The organism is Flavobacterium sp. AJR (assembly GCF_002156885.1).
Classification (GTDB): Bacteria; Bacteroidota; Bacteroidia; order Flavobacteriales; family Flavobacteriaceae; genus Flavobacterium.
This window is the reverse complement of the sequence record NZ_NCWQ01000007.1, coordinates 48,706-65,950: the sequence shown is the minus strand read 5'-3', so window position 1 is coordinate 65,950 and position 17,245 is coordinate 48,706. Positions and strand designations below refer to the sequence as shown.

Annotated in this window: 16 protein-coding genes; 13 read left to right on the top strand and 3 right to left on the bottom strand. The window is 30.2% G+C overall.

Annotation, left to right across the window (positions count from 1 at the left end; translation table 11 throughout):
- Nucleotides 1-145: 145 nt before the first annotated feature.
- The gene (tatA, locus tag B8T70_RS03230; RefSeq protein WP_082001808.1) at nucleotides 146-313 is read right to left on the bottom strand and encodes a twin-arginine translocase TatA/TatE family subunit; all 168 of its coding nucleotides are present in this window, start codon (nucleotides 311-313) and stop codon (nucleotides 146-148) included.
- A 396-nt stretch (nucleotides 314-709) separates the two neighbouring features.
- On the bottom strand, nucleotides 710-889 hold the full coding sequence (locus B8T70_RS03225; RefSeq protein WP_123912064.1) for a hypothetical protein: 180 nt from the start codon (nucleotides 887-889) through the stop codon (nucleotides 710-712).
- A 395-nt stretch (nucleotides 890-1,284) separates the two neighbouring features.
- On the opposite strand from B8T70_RS03225, the gene B8T70_RS03220 reads away from it, so the two are divergent.
- The 12 genes from B8T70_RS03220 (at nucleotide 1,285) to B8T70_RS03170 (ending at nucleotide 16,156) form a co-directional block, all read left to right on the top strand.
- Nucleotides 1,285-3,006, top strand: coding sequence for an AraC family transcriptional regulator (locus tag B8T70_RS03220; protein ID WP_086893901.1), 1,722 nt, complete (start codon nucleotides 1,285-1,287; stop codon nucleotides 3,004-3,006).
- A gap of 144 nt (nucleotides 3,007-3,150) precedes the next feature.
- A complete protein-coding gene (locus tag B8T70_RS23745; protein WP_165763180.1) occupies nucleotides 3,151-3,315 on the top strand; it encodes a hypothetical protein in 165 nt (54 codons plus the stop codon).
- A gap of 207 nt (nucleotides 3,316-3,522) precedes the next feature.
- Nucleotides 3,523-5,691, top strand: a complete 2,169-nt coding sequence (locus B8T70_RS03215) for a prolyl oligopeptidase family serine peptidase (protein WP_086893900.1) — start codon at nucleotides 3,523-3,525, stop codon at nucleotides 5,689-5,691.
- 18 nt (nucleotides 5,692-5,709) lie between these two features.
- Complete coding sequence (locus B8T70_RS03210; protein WP_086893899.1) at nucleotides 5,710-7,908, top strand: lantibiotic dehydratase family protein; 2,199 nt, start codon at nucleotides 5,710-5,712, stop codon at nucleotides 7,906-7,908.
- 241 nt (nucleotides 7,909-8,149) lie between these two features.
- Entirely contained in the window at nucleotides 8,150-9,016 is an 867-nt protein-coding gene (locus tag B8T70_RS03205) for a thiopeptide-type bacteriocin biosynthesis protein (protein ID WP_086893898.1), read from the top strand.
- A 64-nt stretch (nucleotides 9,017-9,080) separates the two neighbouring features.
- Nucleotides 9,081-9,524, top strand: coding sequence for a GNAT family N-acetyltransferase (locus tag B8T70_RS03200; RefSeq protein WP_086893897.1), 444 nt, complete (start codon nucleotides 9,081-9,083; stop codon nucleotides 9,522-9,524).
- Between the two features lie 99 nt (nucleotides 9,525-9,623).
- On the top strand, nucleotides 9,624-11,084 hold the full coding sequence (locus tag B8T70_RS03195; RefSeq protein WP_039113340.1) for a lipopolysaccharide biosynthesis protein: 1,461 nt from the start codon (nucleotides 9,624-9,626) through the stop codon (nucleotides 11,082-11,084).
- A gap of 38 nt (nucleotides 11,085-11,122) precedes the next feature.
- Nucleotides 11,123-11,557, top strand: a complete 435-nt coding sequence (dut, locus tag B8T70_RS03190; RefSeq protein ID WP_086893896.1) for a dUTP diphosphatase — start codon at nucleotides 11,123-11,125, stop codon at nucleotides 11,555-11,557.
- An 85-nt stretch (nucleotides 11,558-11,642) separates the two neighbouring features.
- The gene (locus B8T70_RS03185) at nucleotides 11,643-12,659 is read left to right on the top strand and encodes a sugar phosphate nucleotidyltransferase (protein ID WP_039113343.1); all 1,017 of its coding nucleotides are present in this window, start codon (nucleotides 11,643-11,645) and stop codon (nucleotides 12,657-12,659) included.
- Nucleotides 12,660-12,709: 50 nt separating this feature from the next.
- A complete protein-coding gene (locus tag B8T70_RS03180) occupies nucleotides 12,710-14,059 on the top strand; it encodes a lipopolysaccharide assembly protein LapB (protein WP_039113345.1) in 1,350 nt (449 codons plus the stop codon).
- A 43-nt stretch (nucleotides 14,060-14,102) separates the two neighbouring features.
- The gene (locus B8T70_RS03175; RefSeq protein WP_039118594.1) at nucleotides 14,103-14,885 is read left to right on the top strand and encodes a DUF4292 domain-containing protein; all 783 of its coding nucleotides are present in this window, start codon (nucleotides 14,103-14,105) and stop codon (nucleotides 14,883-14,885) included.
- 23 nt (nucleotides 14,886-14,908) lie between these two features.
- Nucleotides 14,909-16,156 (top strand): murein hydrolase activator EnvC, encoded by a 1,248-nt coding sequence (locus B8T70_RS03170; protein ID WP_039113347.1) that lies wholly within the window; start codon nucleotides 14,909-14,911, stop codon nucleotides 16,154-16,156.
- A 47-nt stretch (nucleotides 16,157-16,203) separates the two neighbouring features.
- Here the strand turns inward: B8T70_RS03170 and B8T70_RS03165 are convergent, their stop codons facing one another.
- Nucleotides 16,204-16,623: a CBS domain-containing protein gene (locus B8T70_RS03165; RefSeq protein WP_039113349.1), complete on the bottom strand. Its 420-nt coding sequence runs from the start codon at nucleotides 16,621-16,623 to the stop codon at nucleotides 16,204-16,206.
- 229 nt (nucleotides 16,624-16,852) lie between these two features.
- Here B8T70_RS03165 and rbfA point away from each other — a divergent pair, with 229 nt between their 5' ends.
- A complete protein-coding gene (gene rbfA / locus B8T70_RS03160; RefSeq protein ID WP_039113350.1) occupies nucleotides 16,853-17,245 on the top strand; it encodes a 30S ribosome-binding factor RbfA in 393 nt (130 codons plus the stop codon).

Here is a 17,245-nt window from a genome sequence, read left to right as displayed (position 1 = left end):
TTTAAAAATACGCAACAATCCTTCCTTGATTTATGCAGCATGAAGTACAGATATGTGTTTTTAAAATATTTAATAACGATTCTTGATTACAAGAAGGATTGCAAACTTGTGTTATAAACATCATAAAAATAAAAGATTGAGTTTATTATTTATTTTCAGTTTCATCTTCTTTAAGATTGTCATTAGATGCTTTCTTAAATTCTTTGATGCCATTTCCGATACCTTTCATTAATTCAGGTATTTTTTTTCCTCCAAATAATAATATAATTGCAAGGATTATAAGTAAAATTTCTGTAGTTCCTAATCTTCCCATAGATTTTGTTTTTAATAAAAACGACCTCAAACAAAGTTTGTTTAAAAGGTCGCTTTTAAATGAATTATTTGTTAGTCTTTTTTTATGGAATCTGTATCCTAATCCAATTATTATAACTAGAAGAGATAAAATTAATACCGAATTATTCATAATTTTATTAATTCAGATGTTTTTTTCCGAACAAAAAAAGTATAATAAATATTGGCAAAAGTTATGAAAACCCGATTTTTCCATAAAATAAGTTTTAAGTAACCTCAAACATATTATATTTGAGGTTAAATATTTTAAACAGAGGCAAAATCATTTTTTTCTGTCCTTATAAATTTTATACCTATAACCTATTGCTATTATTATAATTAGCAACATCATTGTTATTGACCCTCTGTTCATAATTTTTTAATTTAGTAGAAAACAAGCAGCAGTTGCTAGACCACCAACTAATGGATTCAAACCTGCTGCAACACCAGCAGCTAAGCCAGTTAAAGCACAGCCCCATTCTCTGGAAGTTGAACTCCCACCACCAGTATCATCATCGTCTTTTTTAGGTTTTATTTGACCTCCTAATAAAATTTCCATTTGATTTAATTCTAATTTTTTCATGATATAAATATTTAATTGGTTAATATTAATTTTATTGAATTCCCATTTGCTTTATTTTTAAAGGTTACAAAACAATTAAACAATCCTATTCTTTTTCTAAATTATAAATTCTAGTAAAAGATATTATTCTTAAAGCAACGTCTTACTAAAAAACAATCTCGTTTTCTTTTGCCAAAACTATGTCAAACATCATATTGAATACAAATGGTCGTTATCGGGATTCGGGAAAACCGATATAGATTTCGGGAATTTCGTGTTAAAAAATCGGTTAACTGTATGGTTTTTAGTATTTTGTGTGTCATTCGTTAAATTCGTTATTTGTTGGTTTAATTGTACAAGTTTGCTGTATTTTTGTAAGAAAATTAAATTTAATGAAGAGCTTTATCTGGAATATAAAGGTTTTATTGTTTTTATTGCCGATAATCGTATTGGGACAAACTCCAAAAAAAGAGTATACAAAACTTTCTTATGATGAGTTGCATGATTTGTATTTTGCTAATGAAAAAGATAAAACAGTGCAACAGCAATGCGCACAAGCTTATTTGGCTAAAGCCAATAAAGAAAACATTCCTATACGAAAGGCCAAGGCAAATTACCAATTTGCCCTTTTGTATTATAATACAGATACTAGTAAAGCCATTATGTATCTGGATAGTGTGATTAAATATTCTCAAAATACAGGTCATAAATTTTTTCCTGCTGCGGCTTATTGCGAAAAAGCAGATTTACTTCAAAGGCAATTTAAGTTTAAAGAAGCTTTGAATAATTATAATTTAGCCGAAAAAATAGCGCTTAAAACAAATATCGATTACTATTATGTAGTGCGGGGATATATAGCTATTACTAAATCAGAAGATTTAGGAGATTTTAAAGAAGCACTCGATATTTATAAAGAATGTTATCGGTATTATAAAAGCAAAGATGTAAGAAATCCGAAACTTGCCAGGGATTATCTAACTGTTATTTTTGGAATAGCAGATTGTTATAAATCGTTACATAATAAAGATTCAACTACTTATTACAATAAATTAGGCTATAGAGAATCATATATAACAAAAAATGAAGAATATAAGTACCTGTTTGTTTTAAATGAGGGAGCGAACCAAGTAGAAGGAAAGAATTATAAAGTAGGTTTGGACAGTATTAATAAAGCATTGCCCAAGATGATCAAATATGATAATGTTAGTAATGTATTAGCCGCTTATTTTTATTTGGGTAAAGCCTATGAGGGCTTGGGTAAAAAAGCAATAGCTGCTGAAAATTTTATTAAGGTAGATTCTATCTATAAAGTAACAAAAGAAATAAGTACCGAATTTATAGATGGATATCCGTATTTGATTTTATATTATAAAAATTTAGGAGATAAAGAAAATCAATTAAAGTACATAACTGCCTATATGACGATAGACAGTACTTTACAGAAAAATTATAGAGAATTAAATAAGTTGGTGCATAAAGAATATGATATCCCACGTTTAATTTCCGATAAAGAAAATCTTATAGAATCTCTTGGCAAGGATAAAATAAAAACATATTGGGGTTTGTTTTTTTTATTTTTAATAACCATTGGTATGGGTGGTTTTGGTATCTATCAGTATAAACTTAAGAAGAGAGATCGTTCCCGATTTGAAAAAATAATAAATGAAACGACAGGAAAAGAGGGCAATGGAATTGAGGAAAATAAAGATAAAGAAATTAAAATAGCTGTAACAAAAATTGAAGATATTGGAATAGCTGAGGATTTAGTGAACCAGATTTTGGAAAAGCTGGATGATTTCGAAAACAAAAAAGGATATCTAGAATCGAATATTACGGTACAAATGTTGTCTACCACATTTGAGACGAATACAAAATATGTATCCAAAATAGTAAATGTGTATAAGGGAAAAACTTTTACCCAATACATAAACGATTTAAGAGTTGAGTATGCAGTAACTCAACTACAAGAAAATATGAGGTTAAGAAAATATACTATTCAGGCTCTTGCTCTGGAATTTGGTTTTAACAATGCGGAATCCTTTTCGGCTGCTTTTTATAAAAAAACAGGTATCAAACCAACTTATTTTATTAAGGAGCTCGATAATGTCACATAATAGTAAAGCTTTTATTCTTATGTTGTTATAAGAATCTACAAACTCGAAATTCCCGAATTTCGATATACACTAGGTGATTGTTTAGTAGTTTTGTAAGAGAGCTGTTCTATATTTGTAAGTAAATAATAAATATAATTTATAAAAATGAAAACGAAAAGAGAAAAAAAAGAAGTTAATAAATTTGATTTAGAAAGATTTGTAATAGCAAAATTAAAGAATCCACATTTAATTAAAGGGGGAGGAAATGGCACTGAAGGTGAGCCGGTTACTAATCCAAAATTTAAAAAATCGACAGATTATTGTAAATAGGATAAAATTATTTATACTATTTATATGTAGTTAGTTATTAACTGAAATTTAATTAAGATAAATAATGACAAAAGATAAAAAAGTTTCATTTTCGAAATTATCCAAATCGGGTAAAGTTTTAAATGTGTATAATGCGATGCAACTTGCAGAAAAAGTGAGCAAAAAGAAACGATAATAGATACCATAATAACATTAAGTATAAATAAATTGAAAAAAATTATAACATTATTAGTCATTAGTTTTTCTGGAACTATATTGGCTCAGTCTCCTGCATTGGCTCCATCAATTCCAGCAACCGATGTATATCATGGAATTGAAGTTGTTGACGAGTACAGAAATTTAGAAAACCTGGAAGACCCAGCTGTTATTGATTGGATGAAAAACCAAACGATTTATACTGAAGCAACCTTGAAAAGTATTTCTAAAAGAAATGAATTTTTAAATCGAATGCTAAACATAGATAAGAAAACAGAATTTTTTTATGGTGCTATAAATACAACTACAGATGGCACTAATTTTTATACTAAAATGCGTAATGACGAAAACTATCGAAAATTGTACTGCAAAAAAGGACTTAATGGTAAGGAACAATTACTTTTTGACCCCAAGGATTTTAAACCAGAGGATAATAAAAAATATTTAATAAGTTATTATAAGCCTACCAAAGACGGTTCTAAAGTAGTTATTGCAGTTACGGAAGGCGGAAAAGAAATTGCCGAAGTTGTTATTTTTGATGTACTAAAAAATAAGATGTTACCAGAGATTATTACCAATACCTGGCCAAGTGGAATAGGAGGAATAAGTTGGTTGCCCGACAACTCGGGAATTGTTTATGTTCATATTCCTAATATCGACATGAAATCTGATGATTTTATTATGAACACAAAGTCTGTTGTTTATAAACTTGGAAGTAACGTTAATACGATAAAAGATATTTTTTCGATATCAAATAATCCTGAATTAAAATTAGACAAGGCAGATCTTCCTATTGTAACAATTCCTCAAAAATTTAATAATTACATATTTGGACGCGTGGGTGGAGCCACCAATTATAGTGATTATTTTTATGCAAATGTGGTAGATGTTTATAATGATAAAGTGATTTGGAAACCCTTTTTTAAAAAAGAAGAAAAAATTAAAAGTTTTATAATAGACGGAAACGATGTGATTTTTATTTCAGAAAACAACAACAAAAGTCAGCTATGTAAAACATCTCTTGATTCTCCGAATTTTTCAACTCCGGAGGTTATTGTTCAGCAAATAAAAGATGAAATAATAGATGATGTTGTAAAAACAAAAGATGGATTTTTCTTTACAACAGTGAAAAATGGAGTTGTAGCAAATTTTTATTTTTATAACGGAAGAAATTATAAAAAAATAATTTTGCCAACACCTTCTGGTAAAATTTACATGCAAACCATAAGTGAAGATGTATCGGATATTTGGATTTCTTGTTCAGGATGGACTCAAAATAGAAAAAGATATAAGTACGATATTAAAACAGATACCTTAAGACCGGAAGATTTTCGTGAACAGCCAGATTATCCCGAATATAAAGATATAGTAGTAGAAGAAATAGAAATAATAACACATGACGGATTAGCTTTACCTCTAACGATTATTCACAAAAAAGGATTGGATAAAAATGGTAAAAATAGAGTAATCATGGATGGATATGGTGCTTATGGGGATTCAAACGAAGCTTATTTTAATCCATATAGTTTGTTATGGGTTTTAGATGGAGGTATTTTAGTACATACGCATGTGCGAGGTGGTGGAGAAAAAGGCGATGCATGGCATAAAGGCGGTTTTAAGAAAACAAAGCCAAATACATGGGAAGATTTTATTTCGAGTGCAAAGTTTTTAATCAAGGAAAAATATACTTCTCCAGAATACTTGGGTGTAGAAGGTGTAAGTGCTGGCGGCATCTTAATAGCCAGAGCGATTACAGAAAGACCAGATTTATTTAAAGCAGCAATTATCGATGTAGGATCGATAAATGCGGTTCGTGCAGAAATTGCACCCAACGGGCCAAATAATATAAAAGAATTTGGAACTGTTGAAAATGAAGAAGAGTTTAAAGCATTGCTAGAAATGGATGCATTTCATCATATAAAGAAAGGAACAAAATATCCTGCAACCTTGATAACTGCTGGTATGAATGACCCTCGTGTAATTGCTTGGATTCCGGCTAAGTTTGCAGCCAAACTTCAAGCGAATAATTCAGGTGATAACCCTATATTTTTAAATGTAGGTATGGAAAGTGGTCATGGTGGAGATGTATCTTTTGATAAATTAAATGATAAACTTGCCGATTCTTATGCTTTTTTTTATTGGCAGTTGGGGCATCCAGATTACAAATTAAAGAAGGAATAATGTGTTTAAATCAAAAGAATGAACATTTATAAAGTTCATCATTTCTCCCAGTATGTTTTACGAACGCCTTTATTTCCTATTTCTTTTTATTTAAATGTAATAGAGAATTATTCTCAGGAAGGATTATTAGAGGCGTTTGAAAACCGGTTGGTTCGGGAAGCAATTTATATCGCATCACCAGAATTGGTATTGGCTTTAGACAAATGGAAAAATGATTCTTCTGATTATTCGAACAAAAAAGAGAACGGTTTAGAGATTACCTTATTAAAATACATTGCCAGAATGTCTGCAAGGTGTACTCCTTTTGGGTTATTTGCTGGTTGTACTACAGGAAAAATAGATTCGGAAACAAATTGTATTCTTAAATCGCCAGCTAGTTTTAATCGTTTTACGCAATTTGATAGACAGTTCTGGTTAGGAATGTTGCAGGAATTTGGGAAACGAAAAGAAATTAGAAATCATCTTAAATATTATCCTAATACTTCAGTTTATACTCTTGGCGATTTTTATCGCTATGTAGAGTATAAATATGTAAATACTAAAAAGGAGCATAGTATTTCGGCACTAAGAAAATCAGAACTTTTAGACACAGTATTACTTCATGCAAAGTCAGGAATAAGGGTTGATGAAATGGTTTTACATCTTATCGATGATTCTTCTGAAAAGGAAGACGCATTGGCTTTTATTTACCAATTAATAGATTTTCAGTTTCTTGTAAGCGAGATTGATGGTACTATAACAGGTAAAGAGGAATGGGATAGTGTATTTACTATTTTTAATAAAATTCCCAAATTACAACATGATAATAAACAATTGCAAATTCTTAAAAAAGGACTTTTAAAATTAGACAAGAGCTTGATTCCTGTTGAAAATAGTTATACCGAAATAAAGGAATTAATCCAAAACATGGATTTGTCTTATGATGAAAAATATCTTTTTCAGACTGATTTAAACACAGCTACCTATGTAAATGTATTAAGCGAAAAAGTTCCAGAAAAAGTAATGCAAGCGATTCGTTTTTTAAACGGAATTCAAAATTCTAAAAAGTTTACAAATCAGACTAATTTTATAAAAGCATTTACTCAAAGATATGAATCAAGAGAAATGCCACTAACTACAGTTCTGGATACAGAAACGGGTATTGGCTATCTTCAAGACTCAGATATGAATGATGTTCATGACATATTAGAAAGATTCTCTTTTCAAGATTCAAAACCGAAAATAGAGAATCAATCTTGGAGTGCTTATGATTACATCATAGAGAAAAAATTGCAAGAGAGTGTTGTAAAGAAAGAGAAAAGCATTCTACTTTCAGAAAAAGATTTTCCTGATTTTGATGCCAATTGGGATAACGCTCCAGCTACATTTTCGGTAATGATCGAACTTTTAAAAAATGAAGAAATTAGTATTGAATCTTCAGGAAATAGTAGTGCGGCAAAATTATTAGGACGCTTTTGTAATGGAAACAAGGGGATTCATAATTTGACAAAAGAAATTATTGAAAAAGAAAGAAAATATCATTCTGATAAAATCTTGGCAGAAGTGGTACATATTCCTGAATCAAGAACGGGGAATATATTACGAAGACCAGTTTTAAGAGATTATGAAATTGCCTATCTTTCTATTCCTGGTGTAGCAGAAGAGAAAGCAATCGATTTAAATGATTTGATGATTTCTATTAAAGAGAATAGGATTTTTTTGCGATCTAAAAAGTACAATAAAGAAGTTGTTCCTTGTTTATCTAATGCTCATGATTATTCTAATAATAAATCATTGCCAATTTATCATTTTTTATGTGACTTACAAAGTCAGGATTTAAAACCTATTTATAGTTTTAATTGGGGTGTTTTGGATTTGCATTATGATTATTTCCCACGAGTATTATATAAAGATGTTATTCTTTCGAAAGCAAAATGGATGGTGGATAAAAAGGAAATAAACCAGTTTTTAAAAATGGAAGATAGCGGTTTATTTGAAGCTTTTACAATTTGGAAGAATGAACGCAATATACCCCGACTTGTAAATTGGGTTAACTCAGATAATGCACTTTTACTTGATTTAGAAAAAGAGATTTGTATGAAGATGTTTTTAAAATCGGTTCAAAACTATAATAAAATTACGCTGGAAGAATTTTTGTTTACTGGTGATTCTGTTGTTAAAGATGCCAATGGAGAAGATTTTACAAATCAATTTATATTGTCATTTTACAAAGAGTAAATAGACTTTGAGAATAGAGACGCAATGGACGCGGATGATACGGATTCGCTATCGCGAAAACACAAATAAAAGCGGATTTTCTTTCTGTTGTCTTTACCGCAGAGCACGCTAAGAAGAAACGCCAAAAACACTAAGCTTTGCGAACTTTGCGAAAACTCTTTTAAACTTTGCTGTTAATTTTTTTGCTACAAATTATACAAATAAAAATCTGTTAAATCTTTGCGGTTAAAAAAACATAAAAATGAAAAGAGATTTTTGTTTAGGGAGTGAATGGTTGTATTATAAAATATACACAGGAGTTAAAATGACCGATATTGTTTTAGTAGAAAAACTATATCCTATTATTTCATTATTAAAAGAGAAAAATTTAATAAGTAAATGGTTTTTTATACGATATAAAGACCCTGATGAACATTTGAGAATTCGTTTTTTGCTAGCTTCACCTGATAAATTATCTGAAATAATAGCAATGCTTTATCCTGTTTTGGATGAGATGTTAGAGCAAGACATTGTTTGGAAAGTAAAAACGGGTACTTATAAAAGAGAAATTGAAAGGTATGGCCAGAACACAATGATTGATTCAGAATTTCTTTTCTATCAAGACAGTGAAATGGTTTTGCAATATTTAATCTTAAAATCGGGATTTGCAAATAACAGCATACCATTGCTTTTTAGTTTTTGTGCGATTGATAGTTTTCTAAATTCATTTTTGTTAACAAGTGCAGATAAACTAAAACTAATGGATGAGTTACAATTATCTTTTAAAGAAGAATTTAATGCCGATAAGAATCTTAAAAAAGAAATGGATAAACACTATCGAGAGTTATTTCCTGAAATGAATCGATTTTTATTTGATAAAAGTATAAATGATTATCCTGAAGTTTTTGAGTTAATACAAGAAAAACAGACTAAAGTTGATAAAGTGACTTTACAGATTAAAGAAAATCTAGAAATTTCTCTATCAAGTTTTTTAAAGAGTCACATACACATGATGGTAAATAGGCAGTATACATCCAAACAAAGAATGTATGAACTATTAATTTATGATCATTTATATCGATATTATAAAACAATAGTTCATCGACAATCTGTTCTAATTGCCCCATGATTATAGTGACACCAATTATTAATCAGTTTTTTTGATTAATTTTGGCTTCTATTTTTATATCAACATGCAATTTATAATCAAAGAACTTACTACTATTAAAGAAATGGTTGCTCAAATTGCAACCATGCAGTATTTATATCCTAATCTGGATTTGGAGAAATATGAATTATACCTATCAGAAATGGTTCCTCATAATTATACCCAAATTGCTGTTTTTGAGGATGATATTTGTTTAGGAATTACAGGATGTTGGTCATCTACAAAGCTTTGGTCTGGAAAATATTTGGAGATAGATAATTTTGTTGTGCATCCAGATCATCGTTCTAAAGGAATCGGGAAATTACTGACGGATTATATTGAGAAAAAAGCACTTGATTTAGGATGTTCTAATATTGTTTTGGACGCATTTACTTCTAATTTTGCCGCACATCGTTTTTATTATAATCAAGGTTATGGCCCTAAAGGATTTCATTTTGTAAAAATATTAGATGAAAATAAGTTGACTTAATATAAAAAAGCATAACATTTCCTTAATGAATCGATAAAAACGATATTAAACCAAAGAATTGGTTATTTTTGTTTTATAAATTTTATTACCACAAATATTTTGGGATTATATAAAAATCTTTTTAAACAGACAGCTATTTATGGGCTTGCGACAGTATTGCCACGAATGCTGAGTTTTTTATTAGTACGATTATACACCGGAATTTTACCAACAGCAGAGTATGGTGAGGTTTCTATCGTGTTATCGTGGATGGTTTTCTTTAACGTAGTACTTTCTTACGGAATGGAAACTGCTTTTTTTAGGTTTTATAATTCCGAACCAGATAAGAAAAATGTCATTGCGACTTCTACAATTTCTATTTTTTGGTCATCAATTATTTTTCTTTTTGCAGCATTAATTTTTAGAAATACACTTGCAACTCTTGCCGAAGTCGATGTGCAGTTTGTTACCTATTCGGTTTGGATTTTAGTTTTGGATGCATTGGTTTTAGTACCTTTTTCTAAGCTTAGAGCCAATCAGCGACCAATGGTTTATGCAGCAATAAAAATTGGAAATGTAATAGTAAATCTTGTTCTGAATATTTTCTTCTTGATGTACTTACCTAAACTTGCGGCTGATAATCCAAATTCAGTTTGGGATAATTTATATGTAGAAAATTTCCAAATTGCTTATATTTTTATTGCTAACCTGCTTGCTAGTTTGGCTACTTTTATAGTGTTATCTCCTAATTATCTTTCGCTTGGACGAAAATTTGACCCTATACTTTGGAAAAAAATGATGAAGTATGGTTTGCCAATTTTGGTGGCTGGATTAGCTTTTGCGGTTAATGAACATTTTGATAAAATCTTACTAGGTTATTTATTGCCGGAAAACATAGCAAAGTCAGAAGTTGGAGCGTATTCAGCATGTTATAAATTGGGTTTATTTATGGTTTTATTTGCAACAGCATTTAGATTAGGAATAGAACCTTTCTTTTTTAGTCATGCTAAAAATGCAAATGCACCTCAAACTTATGCAGTAATCACGAAATATTTTGTGATTCTTGGATCTTTGATTTTGTTAGGAGTAATTGTTTTTGCAGATATTTTAAAATTACTACTGTTAGAAAATAAATCTTATTGGGAAGCTATGAAAGTAGTTCCGTTAATTATCCTGGCGAACTTTTTCTTAGGAATTTATAATAATTTATCGGTATGGTATAAACTAACTGATAAGACAAAAATTGGTGCTTACATATCGATAGTTGGAGCTATACTAACTTTAGTATTAAATTATCTTTTAATTCCGAAGTATAGTTACTATGGATCAGCAATTGCAACAATTTCGGCTTACGGAAGCATGATGCTTATTTCGTATGTTTTAGGAAACAAGTATTACCCGATACCTTATGATATGAAGAAAATTGGAGCCTATTTAGGAATTTCAATTGTATTCTCGGTTATTTCTTTTTACGGATTCAGAGAAAATTATTTTGTCGGAATTCCATTGTTCCTTCTGTTTGTTTATTTCGTTTATCATAACGAAAAGGATACGATAAAAGGAATTCTTAGCAAAAAATAACAAATTCAAGATTTACATTTAGCTTTAAAAATATAAAAATGACGATTAATATTATCAACAAATCACAACACGATTTACCTAACTACGAAACAATAGCTTCGGCAGGAATGGATTTGCGTGCTAATTTATCTGAACCAATAACATTAAAACCTTTAGAAAGAACCATAGTTAAAACGGGACTTTTTATAGAATTACCAATTGGTTACGAAGCACAAGTGCGACCAAGAAGTGGATTGGCTGCTAAAAAAGGAATCACCGTTTTAAATTCTCCAGGAACTGTAGACGCGGATTATAGAGGTGAGATAGGAGTAATTTTAGTAAATTTATCCAATGAGGCTTTTGTGATTGAAAATGGAGAAAGAATTGCACAACTTATTGTTGCCAAACATGAAAGAGCTGAATGGGTTGAAGTTAATGAACTTTCGGAAACATCAAGAGGCGAAGGAGGTTTTGGTAGTACGGGAGTAAAATAAAAATTAAATAATTTAAAGATTCAATGATTTAAAGATTCTGTAATCTTTCAATTTTTCAATCTTTTAATCTTTACAATAAAAAAACATGAAAATAATCGTTCCAATGGCAGGTCGCGGATCAAGACTTAGACCACATACATTAACTATACCTAAACCATTAATTCCGGTTGCAGGAAAATCAATTGTACATCGTTTAGTCGAAGATATTGCTAAAATTCTTAAAGAGCCTATCGAAGAAGTTGCATTTATATTAGGTGATGAAGCTTTTTTTGGTGATGATGTTGTAGCAAGTTTAAAAGAGTTAGCAAATGGTTTAGGAGCTAAAGCATCTATTTATCGTCAGGATTTACCTTTAGGGACAGGACATGCTATTATGTGTGCCAAAGAATCTTTATCAGGACCTGCGGTAATTGCTTATGCAGATACTTTAATTAGAGCTGATTTTGAATTAGATCCAGAAGCTGATGCTGTGATTTGGGTAAAACAAGTTGAGCAACCAGAAGCATTTGGAGTAGTTAAGTTAAATGCTAATAATGAAATTACAGAGTTGGTCGAAAAACCAAAAGAGTTTGTTAGTGACTTAGCTGTTATAGGAATATATTATTTTAAAGAAGTTGAAATTCTTAAAAATGAGCTTCAAATAGTTTTGGATAATAATATCCAGAACGGTGGAGAATATCAGATTAATGACGGTATTAAAGCAATGATGGCTAACGGAAAAGTTTTTAAAACCGGTAGCGTAGATGAATGGATGGATTGTGGTAATAAAGATGTTACTGTCGAAACTAATTCCAGAATGTTAGGATTCTTGCATAATGATGGAGAACATTTAGTAGATTATGATGTAAAATTAGAAAACTCAACTATTATTCCACCGTGTTACATTGGTGAAAACGTAGTATTGAAAAATGCAACTGTAGGACCTAATGTATCTTTAGGAAAAGGATGTTATGTTATTGATAGTTCAATCAAAAATAGTTTGGTGCAAACTAATGCACAAATAAAAAACGCTAATTTAGACAATGCAATGATAGGAAACCACGTTGTTTATGACGGTAAGTTTACAAGCATTAGCATAGGAGATTATTCGGTTTTAGAATAAACAAGAAGTTTATTAGGGGTTCGTTTTTACTTTAATATCATAATATAAAAATGAAAAAAAGAGTTTTAATAATTGTATTTATGGCTTTGCTTGGCAATCAGGCTTCGATAATGGCTCAAACCGAGCCAGAAGATATAGCTATGGCTACCGATGAATTTCAGGACTCTTTTTATGAATCATTATTGCAAAAAGGAATCGAGAATTATGACAAAGCAATAACAGCTTTGCAAAAATGCGAGAAATTGCAACCTAATGACGCAACTGTTTATTTTGAATTAGGTAAAAACTACCTGTCTTTAAAAGATTATAGAAATGCCCAAAGTTCGTTTGAAAAAGCGGTACAGATAAATCCAAAAAACAAGTGGTTTTGGTTGGGTATTTATGATGTTTCTTATCAGACTAAAAATTATCCTTTGGCGATAGAAACGATCCAGAAGATTATTCCGTTTGATGAGGAATATAAAGACGATCTGATTTCTTTGTACATGATTACAAATCAGTGGGACAAAGCGCTTGCATTGATTAATGAAATGAATGACAAGTTTGGAAAATCAAGTGAAAGAGAATTATATAAGGCACAGATTTTGTCACAAGGAAAATATCAAAATGTCGAAATAGAAAGTCTTACGGATCAGATTAAGAAAAATCCGAAAGAAGAGTCTAATTATATTGCTTTGATTTCTTTGTATGCAAAGAACAATGACGCTAATAAGGTATTGGAAATTACGCAACAATTAGAGAAAGCAATTCCAACATCGGAGTGGGCACAAGTAAGTTCTTTTAAAACGTATTTAGATCAGAATCAACCTGAAAAAGCAATTCAGGCAATGGATGTTGTTTTAAAAAATTCTAAAATAGATTCGAAAATCAAACATAGAATATTAAACGAATTTCTAATTTTTGTAGGTAAGAATCCACAATATAGTCCTGATTTGGATAAAGCGATTACTTATTTTAAGAATGACCCAGATGTAGATGTTGCAAAAGAAATAGGGAAGTTTTATCATAGCAAAAACCAATTTGATCAGGCAACTAAATATTATGAATTGTCAGTAAATTCGGCTTCACAAGTAGATATAGAAACAAATTTACTTTTGCTTCAAGCGTACACCGAAACTAAACAATACGAACCGATGGGAAAACGTTCGCAAGTAATGATAGAAACATTCCCAACGCAACCGCAGTTTTATTTTTATTCGGGATTGGCTAATAATCAGTTGCAACAATTTAAAAAAGCAAAAGACGTTTTAGAAATGGGACTTGATTATGTTGTAGATGATGTAACTTTAGAAGCAAATTTTAACATTCAGTTAGGAGAAGCTTATAATGGTTTAGGAGATTTGAAGAAAAAAGAAGCGTATTTTGCGAAGGCAAATCAATTATTAAGACAAAAAAAATAAGAATCTTTTATTTTAGGTAAAAGTTCAAAACAAATAAATTCTGATGAAGAAATATCTAATGTTATTGTTACTCGTTTTTATTGTTTCGTGCAAATCGAAATCGGGTGCAGTACAAGGAAATAATACAAGCAAAGAGGAAGTAAATCCAGTTTCTGCGAATAAAATTATCGACGGACATTATAATAATAAATTACAGTTTTCGACTTTATATATTAAAGCTAGTGCAAAATATTCGGATGATAAACAAAATCAGAATGTTACGGCTGAGATAAAAATAAAAAAAGACGAACAGATTTTGGTAAGTATCCGTTTTCTTGGAATTACAATGGCAAAAGCTTTAATTACACCAAATTCGGTAAGCTATTATGAAAAAATTAGTAGCACTTATTATGATGGTGATTTTAGTAGTTTGAGCAAATGGTTAGGAACAGATTTAGATTTTAATAAAGTTCAAAATCTTTTGATAGGTGAAGCAATCGACGACTTAAAAAAAGGAAAATATACCGAAACATTAATTGACAGATTATATCGATTGGACGAGGCAAAAGAAACGGATATTAAAAAATCATTCTTTTTTGAAGCAGATAAATTTTTATTGGAAAAAGAGCAAATTTCGCAAACTTCCAAAAATATCATGATGCAAATTGCATATGGTGAGAATAGAACTTTTGATCAGGGAATACTTCCAACAAGTATTGCAATAGAAGCGATTCAACCAAAAGGAAAAACAGAAATCAATTTAAATTACAATACAATTACATTTAATGAAGAACTTTCTTTTCCTTATAGTGTCCCAAATGGATATAAAAAAATTATAATTAAGTAAGTTTGCAAAAATATATTTTAAAGATGCCAAAATTTCTCCTAAGCCTAATTCTTATTTGCACCACTTCGTTTATGTGGGCGCAAGACTCGCAACAAGAAAAACTGGAACAACGTAAAGCTCAGATTCAACAAGAAATTAGAGATAACGAAAAAATGTTGCAGTCTGTAAAGAAGAAAGAAAAATCTGCGGTGAATGTTTTTATTGTTCAGTCTAATAAAATAAAACTTAAAGAAAAACTAATCAATACTACCGAAAAGCAAACGAAGCTTTTGAGTAATGATATGTATATTAATCAATCAAAAATTAATAAGCTTAAGAAAGAGTTAGAGATATTGAAAGCTGATTATGCTAAGATGATTCTTAAATCGTATAAAAGTCGCTCAGAACAAAGTAGAGCGATGTTCTTATTATCATCAGAGAGTTTCCTGCAAGCATATAAACGTGCACAGTATATGAAACAATATACTAATTTTAGAAAAAATCAAGGAGAAGAAATTCAGTCAAAATCACTTCAATTAGCTGATTATAATTCAAAATTAGACGGACAAAGACAGGTAAAGAAAAAAATCATTGCCGAAAATGAAAAGGAAAAAGTAGCATTAGAACAAGAAAAGAAAGAACAGCAAAAACTAGTTAACTCGATTAAGAAAGATAAAAATAAGATTATTGCTGATACGAAAAGTAAACAACAGGAATCGAAAAGAATCGACAGACAAATTGATCGTTTAATTCGTGAAGCTATTGCCGCTGCCAACCGTAAAGCTGCTGCAGAAAAAGAAAAAGAAACTGGAACAAAATCTGTTGCTGCAGTATCTGACACAAAAATTGCATTAACAGCCGAAGCTAAATTACTAGCTGCAGACTTTAAAGCCAATAGGGGTAAATTACCTTGGCCAGTAGAAAAAGGATTTGTATCATTGGGTTATGGTGATCAGCCACATCCTATTTATAATACTCTGGTAATTCATAATAGTGGTGTCGAAATCACGACAGAAGCAGGTTCAAACGCAAGAGCAGTTTTTGAAGGAGTTGTATCTAGCGTTATGGTATTATCTCCAATAAACAAGGCAGTAATGATCCAACATGGAGATTACTTTACAGTATATCAAAATTTAAGTTCTGTATCTGTAAGTAAAGGAGATAAAGTAAGTATCAAACAAAATATAGGTAAGATTAGAACTAGTGGAGAAACAGGAAAAACAACCATTAAATTCTTAATACTACAAAACACAACGTACAACAATCCGCAAAGTTGGTTGTATAATATGTAATAAAAAAGCGGGACATTAGTCCCGTTTTTTTATGGTTATATTTTGATTTAATCGTATTGTTCTAAAAAGTATCTTACAACATCGGTTGTTGTAACAATACCTTTAAGTTCTCCATTATCGACTACAGGCAAAGCATGAAATTCTTCTTTCACAAAAATTTCCGCTAAATCTCTTATAATCGAATCCGATGATACTGTCATAGGTTTAGATGTCATTACTTGAGGGATGGTAAGCATATCCAGAATTGCTTCATCAGCTCCTTCTTGCCCTTCAAATAAAGCTCCAAATGTTAATCGGTTTATATCTGTACGACTTATAATACCAATCACTTCTTTACCTCGAACGATTGGAATGTGTCTAATGGTATTTTTTTTCAACTTTTCGACTACCATTCTTAAGCCGTCATTTTCATTTGCAGTTACTACGGTTTTAGTCATTATATGACTAATTGGTTCTCTCTTTTTCATAATAGATGTGTTGTTATATTTCTATTAAAGGTGTAAAATATTTCTGATAAAAAACATGATTTTTATCACATTGGAGAAATGAAATCGAGGAGGAATAATTATTCCAATTTTAGGCTTTTATTAAAAAAGAGTATCGAAATTTGCACTAATGAAGATAAGAATAGAAAAATCATCTTATTGTTCATTTGAAATTGTATCGATTGAAATTTAAAAATAGTATTTTTGCACTATGGAAACAAATAGACAGAAAAAAATAGGCGGTGTCATCCAAAAGGATTTGGTTGATATTTTGCAAGGTGAAGTGAGAAAAAATGGAATTAACAATTTGATAATTTCAGTATCCAAAGTTAGCGTAACTACAGATTTATCTGTGGCAACAGTATATTTAAGTATTTTTCCTCAGGATAAAGCTAAAGAAACATTGGCAGCAATTAAGTCAAATTCAACTTTGATTAAGCATGATTTATCACAACGCGTACGTTTACAATTACGTAAAGTGCCAAACTTAGTTTTCTTTATAGATGACTCATTAGATTATATTGAGAAAATAGATAATGCATTAGCAAATAGAGATAACCCAATAGAAAATCGTGATCTTTTAGAAAAAAGAAGAAAATCATAG

Excerpts from the sequence above, each read along its gene's own strand:
- tatA (WP_082001808.1), bottom strand. The coding sequence starts at position 313 with ATGGGAAGATTAGGAACTACAGAAATTTTACTTATAATCCTTGCAATT.
- B8T70_RS03225 (WP_123912064.1), bottom strand. The coding sequence starts at position 889 with ATGGAAATTTTATTAGGAGGTCAAATAAAACCTAAAAAAGACGATGAT.
- B8T70_RS03220 (WP_086893901.1), top strand. The coding sequence starts at position 1,285 with ATGAAGAGCTTTATCTGGAATATAAAGGTTTTATTGTTTTTATTGCCG.
- B8T70_RS23745 (WP_165763180.1), top strand. The coding sequence starts at position 3,151 with ATGAAAACGAAAAGAGAAAAAAAAGAAGTTAATAAATTTGATTTAGAA.
- B8T70_RS03210 (WP_086893899.1), top strand. The coding sequence starts at position 5,710 with ATGAACATTTATAAAGTTCATCATTTCTCCCAGTATGTTTTACGAACG.
- B8T70_RS03205 (WP_086893898.1), top strand. The coding sequence starts at position 8,150 with ATGAAAAGAGATTTTTGTTTAGGGAGTGAATGGTTGTATTATAAAATA.
- B8T70_RS03200 (WP_086893897.1), top strand. The coding sequence starts at position 9,081 with ATGCAATTTATAATCAAAGAACTTACTACTATTAAAGAAATGGTTGCT.
- dut (WP_086893896.1), top strand. The coding sequence starts at position 11,123 with ATGACGATTAATATTATCAACAAATCACAACACGATTTACCTAACTAC.
- B8T70_RS03185 (WP_039113343.1), top strand. The coding sequence starts at position 11,643 with ATGAAAATAATCGTTCCAATGGCAGGTCGCGGATCAAGACTTAGACCA.
- B8T70_RS03180 (WP_039113345.1), top strand. The coding sequence starts at position 12,710 with ATGAAAAAAAGAGTTTTAATAATTGTATTTATGGCTTTGCTTGGCAAT.
- B8T70_RS03175 (WP_039118594.1), top strand. The coding sequence starts at position 14,103 with ATGAAGAAATATCTAATGTTATTGTTACTCGTTTTTATTGTTTCGTGC.
- B8T70_RS03170 (WP_039113347.1), top strand. The coding sequence starts at position 14,909 with ATGCCAAAATTTCTCCTAAGCCTAATTCTTATTTGCACCACTTCGTTT.
- B8T70_RS03165 (WP_039113349.1), bottom strand. The coding sequence starts at position 16,623 with ATGAAAAAGAGAGAACCAATTAGTCATATAATGACTAAAACCGTAGTA.
- rbfA (WP_039113350.1), top strand. The coding sequence starts at position 16,853 with ATGGAAACAAATAGACAGAAAAAAATAGGCGGTGTCATCCAAAAGGAT.